We start from the raw sequence: 15,917 nt of genomic DNA, 5'->3' as shown, positions 1-15,917 counted from the left end.
CTATCTTTAATTTCGCGGTCCACCGCGCGCCGCGTTTCCATCGACTATTGGACGATTCTGTGAATAGCTCTTTCAAACTCCAATGGTCTCGTTCGGGTACATGGACCACCGACGACCACCCTCCACCCTGGTCGACAGGCTCCGTCGTCTCGTTCGGCGGAGTCTCGCGATGATCGGATCGTTAGACCTCACAGTCGAGGCGGGAGGTCGAACCGAACGGACCGATGACGACCGATCCACACCCGACACTCGTCACCGAACAACGGAACGACCGACGTCAGGTGGGGTCACCGATCCCGAAACGGGACCCACGAGTCGCGGTGAAATCCTCGAGTACGGTCTCTCGCCCGCGGCGTACGTCCGCGCCGTGGTAACCGAACACGGCGGCCGAGTCAAACAGTGCCGGTTCACCGACGAGTACGGGTGGTCGTCCTCGACGATCAGCCGGCTTCTCTCTGATCTCGAGGACCGAAACGTGATCGAGCGATACCGAATCGGCCACGAGAAAGTCGTGCAGCTTCCCGAAACGAAAGCCACCGCTCGGGAGACGAGCGGACCCCAAGAAATCCGTCGACAGTAACCGATCGAAACCAACTCGTCCGACCGATCAGGCCAGTCGGGAGAACGCGAGGTTGCCGGAGATGTTCTTGATGTAGATTTCGACGACATCGCCCTCTTCGGCGCCGGGGACGAAGATGGTGTACTTGCCTTTCTCGGCGACACCGTCGCCCTTGCGGCCGGTGCCGGTGATCTCGACGGTGTAGGTCTTCCCCTCCTCGACGGCGTCGGCCTGCTGCTGTTGCTGGCTGCTCGTCGAGCGCTTGGTGACGGGACGGAACGCACCGCAGGCGTCACAGCGCAACATCGGCGTGCGGTCCTCGCGGACGAGACGGGTGTCCGGCAGACCACACTCCGAACAGAGCACGTACTCGTCGACGTAGGCCTCGACGGCGACGTTGAAGTCCTGCTCGGAGAACGTCCCGTTGTACCGGCCGCGGCCCTCCTCGAACTTGCCGCTGGTCCCCATCTCTCGCTGGATAAATCGGTGAAGATGCTCGGCTTCGCGGGAGAGGACGTCGGCAATGTCGCCGAGGTTCGTAAACCGCGTAAATGCACCGTCCTTCTGGGTCTGGGCGTCCGGAATCTGCAGTCGTTCCTCGTCGCCGCCGATGTCCGGAACATCGTCCATTGCTCGGTCGAGACTCGCTTCGTAATCCATACTCGAGAACAGACGACGCTGACGTAAATCGGTTCTGCTATCACGATCGGGGGCGGGCGTAGCGTCGCTCGAGCCCCTGTATAGTAACAACTGCAACGATTTACATACTGATCGCCGAACCATCTGGCGATCAGGTGTGCACTGACTTGCAGTGCTACTATAGCTCACCCGGTCAGAGCGAGTCGCCGCCGCTCTCGCTGATCGATCCCTGGCTCTCTGCGTCCAGCCCGGTGAGATCTCGCTCGGTGTTGGCCTCGTTCGGACTCCCCGCCTGGCCGGTAATCTCGCCGTAGACCGCCTCGCGGACTTCTTCGGGAGTGTCGTACTGCTCGCCCGCCAGCCGATCGAAAACGCTCCCCAGCGACTCCGTCTCGTTGGGCATGTCGATCGGCTCGTTTCCGTACTCCGCGGCGATCTCCTCGCTCGTAGTCGGATACTCGAGGTCGCCGAGATGGCGCTCGACGTCGTCGAGGATCGACTCGGTCTCGTCGGCCCGCTCGGACTTGCGCTGCTCAGCGCGATCCTGTGCGCGGTCGCGGCTCGGACCCTCGTTGCTCATACCCGTGGTATCTCCGGCCGACAAAAAAGCGACCGGCCAGCGATCGCCTGTGTTCGAACACCCACGCGAGGCCCGTACGGCTGTTGTCACGACAGTCGTAACGGCGGTGTTGTCGCTTGTGTCCTCCGATTACACTCTTGAGTGGGCTCTCGATACTCGGCACCACGCTATGGCCGACGGCGACGAGAACCGACGGAGTATCGCTATGTGTGAAGAATGCGGTGCCCTCTATGCCGCTCTCGAGATCAGCGAGGACGATTACCGCCCCATCGGCAGACGTGACGGCTGTCAGTGCGGGAGCCTGGAGTTTACACCCGTCGACGAATCGGTCTCGGATATCGACCTCGAGGGCGACGTGACCGACGAGTGATCCGGTGTCGATGAGCCGGCAGCGCGGTCTGTAAGACGAGTGTCTCACAGCGATGTGGCTCGAGGATCAGTCGCTCTAACGGCTGTTCGAACGCTGTTTCTCGCCCGTTCGAACAGTCGGAAGTCATTCCAACGGTGCAGCGCTACGCGCCGTTTCGGGGCGGCGACTTGCAAGCACGGATCACATAGGGCAGATTTTCGGAGAATTTGGTTCTCCCCGATTTGAACAGCTGTCAGACGGTCCGGTGTGCTCGCTTCGCTGCGCGCACGGGCTGTGACCGACGTGTTCGAATCGGCTCGGTTGGACGTTTGACTGCTCACGTTGTTCGCAGTAAAAGTCCGCCCTCCCCGATTTGAACGGGGGGCAAGTCGATCTACAGTCGACTGCTCTACCAGTCTGAGCTAAGGGCGGTTGCATTTCAACGTAGCCGCTCTGGATAACATAAGGGTTGTTATTCTCGGTGACGGGAGGCGTGTGACGTGTGGCATACGGTAGAATGATTGATATAGCTAGAGTCACAATAACAGGTGTATCTCGGACATGAGCAAGATCACGTTCCGCGCCGACGATGACCTCGTCGAGCAACTCGAGCGCCTCGACGTATCGAAGAGCGAAGCGATGCGTGAGGCGCTTCGAGCGTACCTCGACGGCCCCACGGGGGCCGACCGAGGGGCGGAACGCGCGTCGATTAGCGAGCCGGAGTCGACCGGCGCCATCGACGACCTGATCCGAACGCGTGTCGACGAACTGCTCGCCGATCGGCTCCACGAGTACGGACTCGACGAGAGTCGACAGCAGGAGTTCCGTACGCGCGGACGAAGTACGGGTGACGTCACGATCAGTGTCTCACTCGAGGACGACCGGCGGGTTCCGGAGCGGTCGGCTCGAGACGACCAGCGGGTTCAGACTGATACGCACGCACGCGGAGACGGCCACGCCAGTCACAGCGACGGAGCCGAACGGCCCGCCCGTGAGGACGCCGTCGAGCCGGAGTCGCTCGAGGACGAGCCAGCCAGTCAGTGTGACCAGTGTGGGGAACACGTCGACGACGACCACGTTTACTGTCCGAACTGCGGCGAGAAAACCTCGCGACGACTGTTCTGCGACTGCGGTGACGAAATTCGGTCGGACTGGGCCTTCTGCCCGGGCTGTGGACGTCGGACGCCGGCCGCTGACGTTCTCGGCCGTGACAGTCATACTTAAGGACCGGTGTAAGACACAGAAAGTCGTGTCCGACGAAAGCTTTATTGTCTATGCCAGTATTTCACTTATTCGCGTAAGACGGTCGTCTTACAACGGTCGGCGAACGCCGAAAAACGCCCGATGTCGGGCGAATCCGTGTAAGACACGCCGCGTCTGACAGGGGCGCGCGCCGTCTTACCCCAAAGGGAATACAACAATGGAGCGTGTGACACTGCGAATTCCGAAACAGCAGATCGATGAGGTAGAGCAGCTGGTCGACTCGGGCGAGTTCCCGAACCGGAGCGAGGCGATCCGGTCGGCTGTCCGAGAGATGATCAACGAACAACAGGACGCACCGAGCGAACAGACCGGCAAACGCAACTGGGCTAAGGTGTAACGATGCAGGATATCGTACAAGACGCCCTCGAAAACGCCGAACAGGAGTCCCGGGAGATGGAAGACATGGACGACGACGAGTTCGGCGATCCGCGGATCGTCATCGTCGGCTGTGGCGGTGCCGGTAACAACACCATCAACCGGCTGTACAACATCGGCGTCGACGGTGCTGACACCGTCGCGATCAACACGGACAAACAGCACCTCAAGATGATCGAGGCCGACACGAAGATCCTCGTCGGCAAGTCGCTCACGAACGGGCTCGGCGCCGGCGGCGATCCCTCGATGGGCGAACGCGCGACCGAGATGGCCCAGGGCACGGTCAAAGAGGTCCTCGGGGATGCAGACCTCGTGTTCGTGACCGCAGGCATGGGTGGCGGGACCGGTACCGGTGCCGCCCCCGTCGTCTCCGAAATCGCCAAAGAGCAGGGTGCGATCGTCGTCGGGATGGTCTCGACGCCGTTCAACGTCGAGCGCGCCCGCACGGTCAAGGCCGAAGAGGGTCTCGAGAAGCTACGAGACCAGGCCGACTCGATCATCGTCCTCGACAACAACCGGCTGCTCGATTACGTCCCGAACCTCCCGATCGGCAAGGCGTTCTCGGTGATGGACCAGATCATCGCCGAGACCGTCAAGGGAATCTCGGAGACGATCACCCAACCCTCGTTGATCAACCTGGACTACGCGGACATGTCCACCATCATGAACCAGGGTGGCGTCGCCGTCATGCTGGTCGGTGAGACCCAGGACAAGAACAAGACCGACGAGGTCGTCAAGGACGCGATGAACCACCCGCTGCTGGACGTCGACTACCGCGGCGCGTCGGGTGGCCTCGTCCACATCACCGGCGGTCCCGACCTCACCCTCAAAGAGGCCGAAGGAATCGCAGACAACATCACCGAGCGCCTCGAGGCCTCGGCGAACGTGATCTGGGGCGCCCGGATCCAGGAGAACTACAAGGGCAAAGTCCGCGTCATGGCGATCATGACCGGCGTTCAGAGCGCCCAGGTGCTCGGCCCGACGACGCAGAAGCAGGCCGACAAATCGCGACAGAGCATTGAAGGCGTCAAAAACACCGACTTCGACGCGAGCAAGAACGTCGACAACGGGTTCAACGCTCACAGCGACGGCGGTCGCGAAGAACTCGACAAACAGAACGGCGTCGACGTCATCCGGTAATCGGCACGACTGACACACCACTGCAGTTACGGCAGACGACCGACGGTACGCGACACACCAACTGACACACCACCTGCGTGCCGGTCGGCGGCCGGTCCCGCCGTTTGCGGATTCTACGAGAACCGAACTCCGATAGTGACAACAGTCGGTACCGCGTGAGTCTTCGCTACGATCAGCGATGCACGCACTCGTCTTCGCCGCCGGCCGAGGAACCCGTTTACGACCGTATACGGACCGAACGCCGAAACCGCTTCTCGAGATCGCGGGCGAACCGCTGCTCGTTCGGACGCTGCGTTCGGTCGTCGATGCGGGAGTCGATGAAATCGTCATCGTCGTCGGCTATCGGGCCGGTGACGTGATCGACGCCGTCGGCACCGCGATCGACGGCGTCCCGATCAGGTACGCCGTTCAGGACGATCGGGAGGGGCTCGCCCACGCGGTCTGTGTGGCCTTCGAGGACGGATACGGTATTGCTGCTCCCGAAGAGATCGACGAGATCGGAACCGAATCGGTCCCGACCGACGTTATGACGATCAACGGCGACAACGTGTTCGAGAGCGACTGCGACCTCTCGAGACTGGTCGAGCGCCATCGCGAATCCGGCGTCGACGGAACGCTCTTGCTCGATCGCGTTGCAAGAAACGAAGCCGAGACGACGGCTCGCTGCGTGCTCGACGACGACGGAACGGTTCGGTCACTCGAGTCCTCGACGAGCGAACCCGAATCAGGGTATATCGCCGGTGGCGTCCAGACCCACGACGCTCGAGCGCTGTTCGAGGCGTGTCGCGCGGTCGACCGAGCTGACAGCGGCGAGTACGAACTCGCGGACGCCCTCGAATCGCTGGTCGCCGACGGCAGCCGGTACGTCGGCGTCGACCTCGAGGGCTGGCACTTGAACGTTAACACGCCGGCGGACGTAGAGCGAGCGCGTCAGTATCTCGAACGAGACGGTTCGACGGGGTAGCGGCCGCGAGCGGAAGCGACTGACCGATAGCTGGAGGACGACGCTGAAGAACCTGTTCGTACAGAAGTGTTTAATCAGGAGCAGTAAATAACGTTCAATATGTCTCTCCACGTCGCCCTGCAAGTCCTCGGTCTCCTCGTCGGCGGCTACCTCCTATTCGTGACGATTCTCGCAATGGGGCCGATCGGACTCGTCGTTTTCGTGCCGTTGCTCGCGATCGGTGCCGTACAGGTGTATCGAAACCAGACTAAGGAGAGCGACTCCGACTCGGGCTCCGCGCGCCCGAACTACTGCCGACACTGTGGCGAAGCGGTCGCCACTGATGCTTTCGGCGAGCAGGAGGACGACGACCAGTGGGAGGTTCGATACTGTCCGGACTGCGGCGCGCCGCTCGAGTCCGCGACGGAATCCGATCGCGGAACCGACACCGCTGCTGCTGGAGCGGCCGGTCGCACGAAGAACTGTCCCGACTGCGGCGCGCCGAACGATCCGGATCGAACGACGTGTACACACTGCGACGGCGAGTTGTGACAGTCGCCGAATCGCAGTTCCGAATCAGACGAGTGACTCGAGCAGCGAGCACTTCCGACAGACCTCGCGGGTCGTCGTCGAGCCACACTCAGCACAGTCCTGCAGGTTGGCCCCGTCGTCGCCGCTGAACTCGCCGGACATGATGCTGGCCAACTCCTCGTAGCCCGAAAGAATCGAGTGGCGGGTGCCGGGATGATTCTCCTCTAACCCGTAGAGCAACTGCTGGATCTCGCCGCGGTAGGCCTCGCTCGAGTGGGGACACTCAGTGATGTGGGCCGGGAGGTCGTTGACGTGAGCGTAGAGGGCGACTTCCTTCTCCGGGACGTCGCGCAGGGGTTTCGCTCGCGGGACGAACTCGTCCTGTTCGTCGCGCTCGGAGAGCGGGCCGAGGCTGGCGTCGAAGTGTTTCGCCATCTGTTCGACGTCGCCCTCGAGGAAGTTCATCATCGCCGTCTGGGCCTCGTCGTCGAGATTGTGGCCCGTCAGTAGGAGGTCGGCCTCGAGTTCGTCGGCGTAGTTCGACAGCAGATCTCGGCGGAAAACTCCGCAGTACGCGCAGGCGGCCATGTTCTCGGGGTCGTCCTCGACGACGTCGTCCATCCGAACGCCGAACTCCTCCTCGTAGCTGACGACCTCGTGGCGGATCCCGAGGTCGTCGGTCAGTTCGACGCAGGCCTCGAGGCTCTTGTCCCGGTAGCCCTCGATCCCCTCGTGGATCGTCAGGCCGACGAGTTCGATGCGGGGGTCCTCGGCGAACGTCTCGTGGAGGATTTCGGTGAGGACGACGCTGTCTTTCCCCCCGGAGAGGCCGATCACCCACGTCAGCGGGTCCTCGGGCGTCACGCCGTGGGGAACGAGGTCGTCACGTCGGACCCGGCGGCGGACCCGCTTTTCGACCGACTCCCGAAAGTGATCCGTACAGAGGTGTGCCCCGGAGTAGGCGGCGTGCATGATCGCCTCCTCGTCACACCGGTTACAGTCCATTAGCGGTCCGTTGACGGGCTGTCCCCATCACGGTTTCGTCTGCGCGAAGTGTCCCCGTCAGTCGAAGAAGCGTCGAGTCCCCGGAGCCACGGCTGCGTCGGTCGGTAGCTCCGCGTACCAGCCGACGGTGTACGCTTCGGTGCGTTTGTCCGTCGTACCGTCGGTACCGTCCTCGTCGACTTCGGGCGTGGCCCCGAAGACGACAAAGGCTCGCGTCGTCGTCCGATCAGTGCCTTCGAGTCGCCCTTCGTGACACCACACACCTTCCAGTGAATCGAGCGTGATCTCGAGGCCCGCTTGCGACTCGACCCAGTTCCGCGCGGCCGCAGCGTAGTCCTCATCGGGACCGACCTCGGCTGTCGGAAGCTTCAACGCACACTCCTCGGTGACGCGCATCAGCAAAACGTCGCCATCGCCGTTCGTAACGCCGACGACGGCCATATCGTCCAGGGTCTCGAGCGTTTCGAACAGTTCGCTGTCGACGCGTTCCGTCTCCTCGTGAAACTGAACGCCGGGGCGGTCGCGGAGGCTCTCGAGGTCGGTGACCGATTCGACGGCACTGCTCGTCGCGCTCTCGTCCGTTGGCTTCGACGTCATGAAATTTTGTGGATGGGTTCTAATCGACAGCGAATCACCGTACGTACAGCACCGAACCGCGTGTCTCAGGCCGGAACCGGCTCTTCTTCGTCCGCTTCGTCCTCGTCGTCTTCGACGGCGTCGGCGCCGTCCTCGAGGGCGGCGAGCAGCGTCTCCACGTGACGGTCGCGGCTCGCGGAGGAGAACAGTTCGTGGCCGCCGTCGTAGAGCACGACGTGTTCGGCGGGAACGCGCTCGCCGATCGGACGGAGGCTGACGACGGGATCGCGCAGCGAGCAGAAGACGACCGCGTCGTGGTCGATCGTCAGCAGGTCGTCCTGTGCGCGACGGGTCTCCCGGACGAACGCGGGCGACACCCAGTCCGGCGTCGTCGCGATCTGGTGGTCGGTCGCCAGTTCGCCGAGGGCCTCGCGGCCCATCTCGCCGGCCGGGAGACACGGGAGCGTCGTCGGCAGTTTCGAGGCAGCCTCCAGCAGCAGCTCCGGGTAGTCCGCACCGTACCCCCACCACGGGCTCAGGTAGACGTGGTTCTCCGCACCGTCGAGCGCCTGTCCGACGAGCGCGCCCGCGCTGTGGCCCAGCAGCTGGTACGGCTCGTCGAACTCGACGACGTACTCGGCGATCGGCTCGAGCCAGTCGGCTTTGAAGTCGTCGATGTTGGTGGGGAGTTCGAACGCGTGCACCCGGTAGTCGGCCTCGGTCAGCGTGCCGATGAGCCAGCTGACGTTCTCGTGGGTCCAGCGGTTGCCCCAGCCCATGACGAAGACGAGCTCTTCGTCGCCGTCCTCGTTGAAGATGCGGTGTCTCATACCCTCGTGTTCGCCGGGAACTGATAAAAAAGGTGCTCTCTTGACACGTGTGGGACGGACGGACACGATCGGCGGCGACGGTGGATCGACCGCGCGGGAGCCGCCGAAGAAACCGTTTTGCGACTCGAGTCCCCAGGTCGAGTAATGAGTGGATTTGACCGCCGCGACGCGGTCGACCGTCTCGAGCGACTCGTCGACACCGTCGAGGAAGAACGCATGCCCGTCCCGGTGCGAGAGGTCTGGGCCTTCGGCGACGTCGCGCTCGGACTCGATCCCGTCGAACGGCTCGACGTTTACCTGACGAAGGACATCCTGATGCGCGACGACAGCGCCGACGGCGGCGATCCGGACGCGACGTTCGCCGTCGACGGCGTCGGTAAGTCCGTCCGCGCCGACTGGGCCGCCGACCATCCGGAGTACCTCCGGGCGAACGCGAACGGTCACGCCGCGCCCGAGAAGTGTCTCGCCGCCCACCTGCTGGGCGACACCAGCGACGAGGAGCCGATTCACCTCGAGGTCTGTAACGCCCCTTTCGAGGACAACGTCACACAGCGGCTCCGCGGCGCGACGATGCGCGAGGATTACACCCAGTTGCTCGACCCCCGCGGGGTCTGTCTCTGGGCCGAGGGCACCCGCAGCGACGAGGCGTTCCGAAAGCTCCGCGAGAGCGAACTCGCGCTGCCGACGCTCTCTGCCGCCCTCGAGATGCTCGGGATGGACGAGGAGGCCGCCGCGGACGCGGCCCGGGAACTCCACGCCTGGCGCGAGGAGCAAGAGGGCGTGACGGTGCGGGGCGACGTCGTCTGATCAAGGCCGGAACCGGCCTGCGAACGCACGTTCCGTGGCTTACACTTTTACTCGATCACACGAAAGTGTCAGCATGATTCGGAGAGCGATCGTCCGACTGCGCGAGTGGATCGCCGTCGAAGACCCCGAGGAGCGCATCGAGGGCTCCGGCGAGGCGACCACATCCCCCCAGCACCGACGCTCTCCGGAGGCGGAACGGGAACTCGAGCGACTCGGAGAACTCGACGACGAACACCGGCGGGACGAGCCGTAGCTCGCGTTTTCGTCGCTCGACTGCGTTAGCGGCGATTGCAACGCAGAATCCGTTATTGGATATCGCGCCGCCTGAACCAGAGCTGACTGACCACGACGCACGCGACGGTCATCGCGATCAGGACGCCGGCACCGACGAGGTCGTAGGTACTCTCGAGCAGGATCTCGTTCGGATCGAAGTACCGCATCGGCGCGATCGCCCCGATCGCCTCGTAATCGGTCCCCGAGAGCAGCGACTCGAGCATGAACAGCCCGAACGTGACGCCGAGGGCGATCCGCTGGGCGATGCTCGTCCGGTCGCCGACGACGGAGGCGAGCAGCCCGATGCCGGCGCAGGCGAAGAGGTACGGGATCGAGAGGAGGTGGACGGCCGCTAGATCCGCGGCCGAGAGCGGTTCGCCGACCAGGAGCGCGGTCACGTAGACGACGACCGGCGTGATGACGTTGACGACGACGATCGGTACGCCGAGCGAGGCGAACTTCTCGCCGACGGTACGAGCCCGGGAAATCGGCATCGAGAGCAGGATATCCATCCGGCCGCGCTCGACGTCGCCGGCGATCGTTCCGGCCGCGAGGTAGGCCAGATAGAGCCCGAGCAGGATGATCCAGCCGAAGACGTAGAGCTCGAACGCGAGGAAGCCCTCGAGCGAGGCCATCGTCTGAATGTTGAACATCTGGATTATCTGGTCGGGGTAGGCTTGCAGGAACTCCTCGTCGACGTCCTCGAAGGAGCCGCTGAACGAGGGGTAGATCCAGATCACGATGACCGCCAGCAGCGACATCGCGATCGAGAGGTAGACGCTTCCCTTCAGGCGGTGGCGACCGTCGTAGCGGGTGAGTTCAAACATCGTCGGTCACCTCCGTGGGGGTCCCCTGGCGACCGGCCGCGGTGCTCTCTTCCCCGTCCACCTCACCGCCGTAAAATCGCATGAAGACGTCCTCGAGCGGCGCTTCCTCGATTGACAGGTCGAGTAAGGTGTACTCTCGCAGGCGTTCGAGCAACGCGTTGACGTCGCCGGTGAACGTGAACGTACACTCCGTAAACGCCGATTTCGAATCGTCACGAGCGGAATCCTCCGAGTCCGCACCGCGGTCGAGCGTCGCCTCGAGGTCGTGGACGCCGTCGATCTCGAGTGCGTCGTATGGAATCGGATCGGCGGCGCGCAGCCGGACCACCTTCCCGCTGCGGTCGAGCAGGGATTCGACGGGTTCGACCGTGACGAGCCGACCGTTGCGGATGATTCCAACCCGGTCGCAGAGCCGGCGCACCTCGCCGAGAATGTGCGAGGAGAAAAACACCGTTACACCCCGTTCTCGCTCGTCGCGGAGGAACTCGGCGAACCGGTGTTGCATCAGCGGGTCGAGCCCGCCCGTCGGCTCGTCCAAAATCACCAGCTCCGGTTCGTGCATGAACGTCGTCACGAGGCCGAGCTTTCGGACGTTGCCGTGGGAATAGTCCCGAACCGGGCGATCGAGCGGCGGATCGAACAGTTCGAGCAGTTCGTCGCTGCGCTCGTCGCCTTTGATCGAGGCGTGTAACTCGAGGATCTCCCGGCCCGTCGCGGTCTCGTCGAACGCGGGACTGTCGGGGAGATACCCGAGGCGACGTTTGGCCTCGATGAGTTCGCCCTCGTTGGTGACGTCGTGGCCGAGCAGCCGGGCCGAGCCGTCGGTCGGCGACAGGAGGCCGAGCACCGTCCGAATCGTCGTCGTCTTCCCGGCCCCGTTGGGGCCGAGATAGCCGAAGATCTCGCCACGCTCGACGGTAAACGTCACGTCGTCGTTGGCGAGCACCTCCCCGTAGTCCTTCGTGAGTCCCTCGAGTTCGATCGCGGCCATGATGCGTTGTTAGTCGCCGGAGTACATGTAACCCGACGACACTGTCCGCGAAAATCTGTCGGCTCGATCCGAACCGAGGGCCGGACATCTCTCCCGGCAGCGTCGAGCCTCGAGGAGAACGGCTATATCCGTCGCGTCCAGTGACGGCGGTATGAGCGCGCCGTCACTCGCCGACCGGATCCGTTCGCCGCGTACTGCGATGATCGCCAATCTCGCCCTCGTGATGACGGGGTCGGTGCTCGCACTGCTTTCGGTCGTCGACATCGTCACCGGCGTACTGCTCGTCACGATCGGGTTCGCCGGCGTCCTCGTCTCGCTCGTCGGCTACCGGTCCGGAGACGATCACGACTGAGACCGACTAGAGTCGTCGGGCTACACGCGGCCGACGACGACGAAAAAGGGAACCGCTTCCTCGCGGCGATACTCCCGCGACTCCATCTGTTCGATCACGTCTCGGCCCATCTCTCGCCACGCGCTTCGGAGGTCGTCGTACCCCGACTCGGTCAACGCCCCCGAAAGCATCGTCTCGCGGTCGTCGGCCAGCCCCGCCCCGATCGCCTTCCGCCGGGCCGCGAGCAGCGCCCCCTCGCTGTAGGGTGGTTCAACCGTTCGGACATGATCGTACCGCCGGGTCTCGCACACTTCGAGGCCCGCTCGTTCGAACGCCTCACGAGCGTCGGCACCGAGCGCGACGTCGGTCGAGACGCCCGCGAGGTAGGCCCGTCGGGCCCGGCGCTCGAGTCGATCCTCGCTCTCGACGCTCGAATCGATCTCGACGGCGGCGTTGTCGGGTTCGACGGCCGCGACGAGGTCCGTAGAGACGCGGGCGAACTCCTCGAGCGCGGCGGCGGGATCAGGGAGGTTGATCAGCAGCGCCTGACAGATCACGAGGTCGAAGGTGTCGTCGGGAAACGGTAGCTTGAGGGCGTCGCCGGCGACGACCGGGATCGAGTCGCCAGCCGATTCTCGATCGGCTGCGGCCGCGAGCAGATCGAGGTCGGCGTCGCAGCCGACCACCGTGGCGTCGTCTGCCGCCTCCTCCCGGAGCACGCGGCTCAGTTCGCCGGTGCCACAGCCGACGTCGAGGATTCGGGAGCGGGTTTCGAGGGCGAGCGGCTCGAGGGCCTCGCGGCTGTCGTCCCACATCCCCTCGCGGGTCCGCTCGAGGTAAGATTCGGAGAACTCGCGCACGGATCGGGGTACGAATGGACCGAGTAAAAACGGGTCGATTCGCGGTTCTGGCCGACGCTGCCGCAGAGTAGTTATCGAGAATCGCTCCACAGGTCTCGAGCCACGGCGACGAGCAGAACGAGTCCGATGAGGATCATCGACCCCTGTGCGACGGCGGCGACGGTCGACTCGACCGACCCACCGGTTAGCAGCGCGATCACGTCCGGGATCCCACGGGCAGACCCTAACACGCCGAGCAGCGCAAGCGCCCCGATGCCGTAGACGGCGAGCCGTTGACGAGCCGTTTGCCGGCCGACGACGCCGAGCAGAGCGATGACGACGCCGAAAACGGCCGGAATGAGCGCCGTGACGCTCGCGAAGTCGGAAAGCACGTAGGAACCGATACCCAGGGCAACGAGGGCGATTCCGAGTCCAATACCGAGTGTGGGCGTCCTGTCAGGAGAGCTCATACCCGACCGTTAGTGACGGCGAATCCTATAGCTTCCCCTGACAGTCGCGGATGCGATACCGACCGCGAGCGCAAGCGGCTACGGGTTGCGCGCTTCGCCGTCCGCAGCGGCAACGCTCTCGCTCGAGTCGCGCGATTCGATCCGATACGTCAGCGCCGACGACGGACCCCCGTCGATTTTTCAGGAGCCTCGGCGTAGTCGCGGAGAACATGAGTTCGCCGAGCCGGATGCCGGCCGCACAGCGACAATCCGTTCGACCAGCGGCCATCGTCTACCCGCTCGGGCTCTGGGTAGCGATGGCCGCCCTCGCGGTCGCCAACGGGATCTTCAGGGAAACGGTGATCATTCCGCAGGTCGGAGCGTATTCCGGCCATCTGATCAGTACGGCTCTCTTGGTCGTCGCGATTCTCGCCCTTTCGGCCGGCTACTTCGCGTACACGACGATCGACTACGTACGAACGGAACTGCTGCTCGTCGGGATGATCTGGGTCCTGTTGACGGTCGGATTCGAGTTCCTCGTCGGCTATCTCGAGGGAATTCCGGTGAGCGAGACCGTCGCACAGTACGACGTGCTGGGTGGGCAGGTGTGGATCGTCGTCCCGCTTTCGTTGCTCGTCGCTCCGCTGCTCTTCGGGACCTATTTCGGTCGAACGTGATCCGCGATGACTGCCTCATCACCAACCCGCTGGGAGATCGCTGCGTCGGCCGCAATTCTCGGTCTCGCGACCGTCTCGAGTGGTCTCGGACTGTTTCGAGACGGTCATTACGTCGAGTCCGGAGGCGAACTCCTGCGGATACAGGCACAAGACGTCGTCATCGCCGTCGTCGGCGTTCCCGTCCTCGGCGTCGGCCTCTGGTACGCGACCCGCGGGTCGGTGCGCGGCCGCATCGTCTGGCTCGGATCGCTCGCGTTCATGGCGTACATGTGGACCCATTACGCGTTCGTCGTCGCGTACAACGAGTTCTTCCTCGGCTATATCGCGCTGTTTTCCCTCTCGGTGTTTACGCTGCTCTCCGGGATCGTACGCACGGATGCATCCGCGGTCGCCGCCACCGTGAGTAACGGGCTATCGGAACGCACCTACGCCGGGTTTCTCGCGGTCGCCGCGGTCGGACTCGCTGGGATGTGGCTGTCGGACATCGTGCCAGCCCTCGCGACCGGCGATCTTCCGTCCGGAATCGCACAGTTCGGGGCCGAAGCCGCACACACCTACGTGATCGATCTCGGCGTTCTCGTTCCCGCGCTCGTGATCAGTGCGATCTGGCTCCGGCGGAAGCGGCCGTGGGGGTACGTGAGCGGGGGCGTGTTGCTCGTCTTCGCCGCACTCGTCGCGCCGGCGTTGACGGCGATTACGGCGGTGGATCTTCGGGAAGGAGTGACGATCTCCACGCCGATTCTCGTCGGGACGATCGTCCCGCCGCTAATCGGAGCCCTGTTCGCTGGCACGTACCTCGCGAATCTTCCGTCGAATGAGAACTAGCCGCTCGGAGGAACGATACCGATTTTTCCCGCTCGCGCTCGAGGATCTACGCCTCTCGGAGTTCCTTCACCTTCTCGATGTTCCAGGCGAACCCCTTCCCGTCCTCCGTCGGCGTCTCGAGCGCAAAGGGCAGGTCCCGAAGGTCGGGATGGTTCACGATCGCTCGAATCCCGTCCTCGCCGATGTAGCCCTCGCCGATGAGGGCGTGTTCGTCCTTGTGGGTGCCGACGTCGTGTTTCGAGTCGTTGAGGTGGATGTATTTGAGGTACTCGAGGCCGACCTCGTCGTCGAACCGTCCCACGGTCTCGTCGACCGCTTCGGGCGTCGTCAGATCGTTGCCCGCGACCAGCGTGTGGGCGGTGTCGATACAGATCCCGATCTCGGTCTCGGTGCGGTCGATGATGCCCGCGAGGTGGTCGAACTCGCCGCCGAGTTTCGTCCCGCTGCCCGCGTCGGACTCGATGAGAATCTCGACGCCCGCTGGCACGTCGAGTTCGTCGATCAGGCTCGCCGCGTTGTCGAGGCCGCCCTCGACGCCGGCGCCGGTGTGCGCGCCGAGGTGGACGTTGACGTACGGAATGTCGAGGCGCTCGGCCGCGTCGAGCTCAGCCTGCATGCTCTCCTTGGACTTCCGGCGGAGGTCGTCTTTAGGGGTACAGAGGTTGACCAGGTACGACGAGTGGATCACCCACGGGCCCTCGAGTTGTTCCTCGGTTTCTTCTCGAAAGCCCTCGGCGGCCTCGTCGCTGAGTTCGGGCTGGGCCCAGACCTGCGGGGAGGTCGTAAAGACCTGGCCGCAGTTGCCACCGAAGGCGAGCTGTCGGTGAACCGCGTTCCGCATGTCGTCGTACGGCGGTGTTTCGTCGTCGGACGAGACGCGCGAGCCGGAGATTGAAACGTGTGCGCCGACCTTCATGGACTCCCGTCAGTACCGATTCGTGATAGGGATACTGATTTCGGAGTCGATGAACGAACGCCGCTCGCATCCGTCTCTCGCAGCCGGCGCTGACCACCGGAGCACGGCTCGAGCGCCGGAGTCACCAGTGGCTTGAGTGTAGCGGTGCGAAAAATGAAGTAGTAGTCAGCGTCGCCCGAAGGCGACGTGAAA

The 15,917-nt window shown here is 63.9% G+C and carries 22 protein-coding genes and 1 tRNA gene; 12 read left to right on the top strand and 11 right to left on the bottom strand.

All coding sequences use genetic code 11. The annotated features are described in order from the left end of the window. Positions 1–169: 169 nt before the first annotated feature. On the top strand, positions 170–580 hold the full coding sequence (locus BLT08_RS01940) for a helix-turn-helix transcriptional regulator (RefSeq protein ID WP_245724130.1): 411 nt from the start codon (positions 170–172) through the stop codon (positions 578–580). A gap of 27 nt (positions 581–607) precedes the next feature. On the opposite strand, the gene BLT08_RS01935 is transcribed toward BLT08_RS01940, so the two are convergent. Continuing rightward, a complete protein-coding gene (locus BLT08_RS01935) occupies positions 608–1,219 on the bottom strand; it encodes a translation initiation factor IF-2 subunit beta (RefSeq protein WP_090303106.1) in 612 nt (203 codons plus the stop codon). Between the two features lie 172 nt (positions 1,220–1,391). After that, complete coding sequence (locus BLT08_RS01930) at positions 1,392–1,778, bottom strand: DUF5789 family protein (RefSeq protein WP_090303105.1); 387 nt, start codon at positions 1,776–1,778, stop codon at positions 1,392–1,394. 205 nt (positions 1,779–1,983) lie between these two features. On the opposite strand from BLT08_RS01930, the gene BLT08_RS01925 reads away from it, so the two are divergent. Then, positions 1,984–2,148 (top strand): hypothetical protein, encoded by a 165-nt coding sequence (locus BLT08_RS01925; RefSeq protein WP_342707624.1) that lies wholly within the window; start codon positions 1,984–1,986, stop codon positions 2,146–2,148. Between the two features lie 337 nt (positions 2,149–2,485). Here the strand turns inward: BLT08_RS01925 and BLT08_RS01920 are convergent. Then, positions 2,486–2,559 (bottom strand) — tRNA-Tyr (locus tag BLT08_RS01920). 129 nt (positions 2,560–2,688) lie between these two features. Here BLT08_RS01920 and BLT08_RS01915 point away from each other — a divergent pair. The 5 genes from BLT08_RS01915 to BLT08_RS01895 all read left to right on the top strand — a co-directional run bounded on the left by BLT08_RS01915 (position 2,689) and on the right by BLT08_RS01895 (position 6,400). Beyond that, positions 2,689–3,351 carry a double zinc ribbon domain-containing protein gene (locus tag BLT08_RS01915; protein ID WP_090303103.1) on the top strand — a complete coding sequence of 221 codons (663 nt, stop codon included), beginning with the start codon at positions 2,689–2,691 and terminating at the stop codon, positions 3,349–3,351. 196 nt (positions 3,352–3,547) lie between these two features. After that, complete coding sequence (locus BLT08_RS01910) at positions 3,548–3,727, top strand: ribbon-helix-helix domain-containing protein (RefSeq protein ID WP_006090142.1); 180 nt, start codon at positions 3,548–3,550, stop codon at positions 3,725–3,727. 2 nt (positions 3,728–3,729) lie between these two features. Further along, entirely contained in the window at positions 3,730–4,905 is a 1,176-nt protein-coding gene (gene ftsZ, locus BLT08_RS01905; RefSeq protein WP_090303102.1) for a cell division protein FtsZ, read from the top strand. Positions 4,906–5,083: 178 nt separating this feature from the next. Further along, positions 5,084–5,869 carry a nucleotidyltransferase family protein gene (locus tag BLT08_RS01900; protein ID WP_090303101.1) on the top strand — a complete coding sequence of 262 codons (786 nt, stop codon included), beginning with the start codon at positions 5,084–5,086 and terminating at the stop codon, positions 5,867–5,869. A 99-nt stretch (positions 5,870–5,968) separates the two neighbouring features. Further along, complete coding sequence (locus tag BLT08_RS01895; RefSeq protein WP_090303100.1) at positions 5,969–6,400, top strand: hypothetical protein; 432 nt, start codon at positions 5,969–5,971, stop codon at positions 6,398–6,400. Positions 6,401–6,424: 24 nt separating this feature from the next. Here BLT08_RS01895 and ncsA read toward each other — a convergent pair whose 3' ends face one another. The 3 genes from ncsA to BLT08_RS01880 all read right to left on the bottom strand — a co-directional run bounded on the left by ncsA (position 6,425) and on the right by BLT08_RS01880 (position 8,790). After that, positions 6,425–7,384: a tRNA 2-thiolation protein NcsA gene (ncsA, locus tag BLT08_RS01890; RefSeq protein WP_090303099.1), complete on the bottom strand. Its 960-nt coding sequence runs from the start codon at positions 7,382–7,384 to the stop codon at positions 6,425–6,427. Positions 7,385–7,441: 57 nt separating this feature from the next. Continuing rightward, positions 7,442–7,981 carry a hypothetical protein gene (locus tag BLT08_RS01885; protein ID WP_090303098.1) on the bottom strand — a complete coding sequence of 180 codons (540 nt, stop codon included), beginning with the start codon at positions 7,979–7,981 and terminating at the stop codon, positions 7,442–7,444. 65 nt (positions 7,982–8,046) lie between these two features. Continuing rightward, on the bottom strand, positions 8,047–8,790 hold the full coding sequence (locus BLT08_RS01880) for an alpha/beta fold hydrolase (protein WP_090303097.1): 744 nt from the start codon (positions 8,788–8,790) through the stop codon (positions 8,047–8,049). A 144-nt stretch (positions 8,791–8,934) separates the two neighbouring features. Between BLT08_RS01880 and BLT08_RS01875 the strand changes: the two genes are divergently transcribed. Next, entirely contained in the window at positions 8,935–9,597 is a 663-nt protein-coding gene (locus BLT08_RS01875; protein ID WP_090303096.1) for a DUF7095 family protein, read from the top strand. A 73-nt stretch (positions 9,598–9,670) separates the two neighbouring features. Then, positions 9,671–9,850, top strand: coding sequence for a hypothetical protein (locus BLT08_RS01870; protein ID WP_090303095.1), 180 nt, complete (start codon positions 9,671–9,673; stop codon positions 9,848–9,850). A 52-nt stretch (positions 9,851–9,902) separates the two neighbouring features. On the opposite strand, the gene BLT08_RS01865 is transcribed toward BLT08_RS01870, so the two are convergent. Continuing rightward, on the bottom strand, positions 9,903–10,697 hold the full coding sequence (locus BLT08_RS01865; protein WP_090303094.1) for an ABC transporter permease subunit: 795 nt from the start codon (positions 10,695–10,697) through the stop codon (positions 9,903–9,905). Further along, the gene (locus BLT08_RS01860) at positions 10,690–11,688 is read right to left on the bottom strand and encodes an ABC transporter ATP-binding protein (protein ID WP_090303093.1); all 999 of its coding nucleotides are present in this window, start codon (positions 11,686–11,688) and stop codon (positions 10,690–10,692) included. Before BLT08_RS01860 ends, BLT08_RS01865 begins: the two co-directional genes overlap by 8 nt. A gap of 151 nt (positions 11,689–11,839) precedes the next feature. Between BLT08_RS01860 and BLT08_RS01855 the strand changes: the two genes are divergently transcribed. Further along, the gene (locus tag BLT08_RS01855; protein WP_090303092.1) at positions 11,840–12,040 is read left to right on the top strand and encodes a hypothetical protein; all 201 of its coding nucleotides are present in this window, start codon (positions 11,840–11,842) and stop codon (positions 12,038–12,040) included. Between the two features lie 20 nt (positions 12,041–12,060). Here BLT08_RS01855 and BLT08_RS01850 read toward each other — a convergent pair whose 3' ends face one another. Next, on the bottom strand, positions 12,061–12,879 hold the full coding sequence (locus tag BLT08_RS01850) for a class I SAM-dependent methyltransferase (protein ID WP_090303091.1): 819 nt from the start codon (positions 12,877–12,879) through the stop codon (positions 12,061–12,063). 71 nt (positions 12,880–12,950) lie between these two features. Next, positions 12,951–13,328, bottom strand: coding sequence for a hypothetical protein (locus BLT08_RS01845; protein WP_090303090.1), 378 nt, complete (start codon positions 13,326–13,328; stop codon positions 12,951–12,953). 209 nt (positions 13,329–13,537) lie between these two features. Here BLT08_RS01845 and BLT08_RS01840 point away from each other — a divergent pair, with 209 nt between their 5' ends. Together BLT08_RS01840 and BLT08_RS01835 are read left to right on the top strand one after the other, a co-directional pair. Beyond that, positions 13,538–13,984, top strand: a complete 447-nt coding sequence (locus BLT08_RS01840) for a hypothetical protein (protein WP_090303089.1) — start codon at positions 13,538–13,540, stop codon at positions 13,982–13,984. 6 nt (positions 13,985–13,990) lie between these two features. Continuing rightward, positions 13,991–14,809 (top strand): hypothetical protein, encoded by an 819-nt coding sequence (locus BLT08_RS01835; protein WP_090303088.1) that lies wholly within the window; start codon positions 13,991–13,993, stop codon positions 14,807–14,809. A 46-nt stretch (positions 14,810–14,855) separates the two neighbouring features. Here BLT08_RS01835 and BLT08_RS01830 read toward each other — a convergent pair whose 3' ends face one another. Further along, positions 14,856–15,725, bottom strand: coding sequence for a deoxyribonuclease IV (locus BLT08_RS01830; RefSeq protein ID WP_090303087.1), 870 nt, complete (start codon positions 15,723–15,725; stop codon positions 14,856–14,858). Positions 15,726–15,917 lie beyond the last annotated feature (192 nt).

The organism is Natronorubrum texcoconense (genome assembly GCF_900100335.1).
Taxonomy (GTDB): domain Archaea; phylum Halobacteriota; class Halobacteria; order Halobacteriales; family Natrialbaceae; genus Natronorubrum; species Natronorubrum texcoconense.
This window is presented reverse-complemented; position numbering and strand designations above follow the sequence as displayed.

Excerpts from the sequence above, each read along its gene's own strand:
- BLT08_RS01940 (WP_245724130.1), top strand. The coding sequence starts at position 170 with ATGATCGGATCGTTAGACCTCACAGTCGAGGCGGGAGGTCGAACCGAA.
- BLT08_RS01935 (WP_090303106.1), bottom strand. The coding sequence starts at position 1,219 with ATGGATTACGAAGCGAGTCTCGACCGAGCAATGGACGATGTTCCGGAC.
- BLT08_RS01930 (WP_090303105.1), bottom strand. The coding sequence starts at position 1,778 with ATGAGCAACGAGGGTCCGAGCCGCGACCGCGCACAGGATCGCGCTGAG.
- BLT08_RS01925 (WP_342707624.1), top strand. The coding sequence starts at position 1,984 with ATGTGTGAAGAATGCGGTGCCCTCTATGCCGCTCTCGAGATCAGCGAG.
- BLT08_RS01915 (WP_090303103.1), top strand. The coding sequence starts at position 2,689 with ATGAGCAAGATCACGTTCCGCGCCGACGATGACCTCGTCGAGCAACTC.
- BLT08_RS01910 (WP_006090142.1), top strand. The coding sequence starts at position 3,548 with ATGGAGCGTGTGACACTGCGAATTCCGAAACAGCAGATCGATGAGGTA.
- ftsZ (WP_090303102.1), top strand. The coding sequence starts at position 3,730 with ATGCAGGATATCGTACAAGACGCCCTCGAAAACGCCGAACAGGAGTCC.
- BLT08_RS01900 (WP_090303101.1), top strand. The coding sequence starts at position 5,084 with ATGCACGCACTCGTCTTCGCCGCCGGCCGAGGAACCCGTTTACGACCG.
- BLT08_RS01895 (WP_090303100.1), top strand. The coding sequence starts at position 5,969 with ATGTCTCTCCACGTCGCCCTGCAAGTCCTCGGTCTCCTCGTCGGCGGC.
- ncsA (WP_090303099.1), bottom strand. The coding sequence starts at position 7,384 with ATGGACTGTAACCGGTGTGACGAGGAGGCGATCATGCACGCCGCCTAC.
- BLT08_RS01885 (WP_090303098.1), bottom strand. The coding sequence starts at position 7,981 with ATGACGTCGAAGCCAACGGACGAGAGCGCGACGAGCAGTGCCGTCGAA.
- BLT08_RS01880 (WP_090303097.1), bottom strand. The coding sequence starts at position 8,790 with ATGAGACACCGCATCTTCAACGAGGACGGCGACGAAGAGCTCGTCTTC.
- BLT08_RS01875 (WP_090303096.1), top strand. The coding sequence starts at position 8,935 with ATGAGTGGATTTGACCGCCGCGACGCGGTCGACCGTCTCGAGCGACTC.
- BLT08_RS01870 (WP_090303095.1), top strand. The coding sequence starts at position 9,671 with ATGATTCGGAGAGCGATCGTCCGACTGCGCGAGTGGATCGCCGTCGAA.
- BLT08_RS01865 (WP_090303094.1), bottom strand. The coding sequence starts at position 10,697 with ATGTTTGAACTCACCCGCTACGACGGTCGCCACCGCCTGAAGGGAAGC.
- BLT08_RS01860 (WP_090303093.1), bottom strand. The coding sequence starts at position 11,688 with ATGGCCGCGATCGAACTCGAGGGACTCACGAAGGACTACGGGGAGGTG.
- BLT08_RS01855 (WP_090303092.1), top strand. The coding sequence starts at position 11,840 with ATGAGCGCGCCGTCACTCGCCGACCGGATCCGTTCGCCGCGTACTGCG.
- BLT08_RS01845 (WP_090303090.1), bottom strand. The coding sequence starts at position 13,328 with ATGAGCTCTCCTGACAGGACGCCCACACTCGGTATTGGACTCGGAATC.
- BLT08_RS01840 (WP_090303089.1), top strand. The coding sequence starts at position 13,538 with ATGAGTTCGCCGAGCCGGATGCCGGCCGCACAGCGACAATCCGTTCGA.
- BLT08_RS01835 (WP_090303088.1), top strand. The coding sequence starts at position 13,991 with ATGACTGCCTCATCACCAACCCGCTGGGAGATCGCTGCGTCGGCCGCA.
- BLT08_RS01830 (WP_090303087.1), bottom strand. The coding sequence starts at position 15,725 with ATGAAGGTCGGCGCACACGTTTCAATCTCCGGCTCGCGCGTCTCGTCC.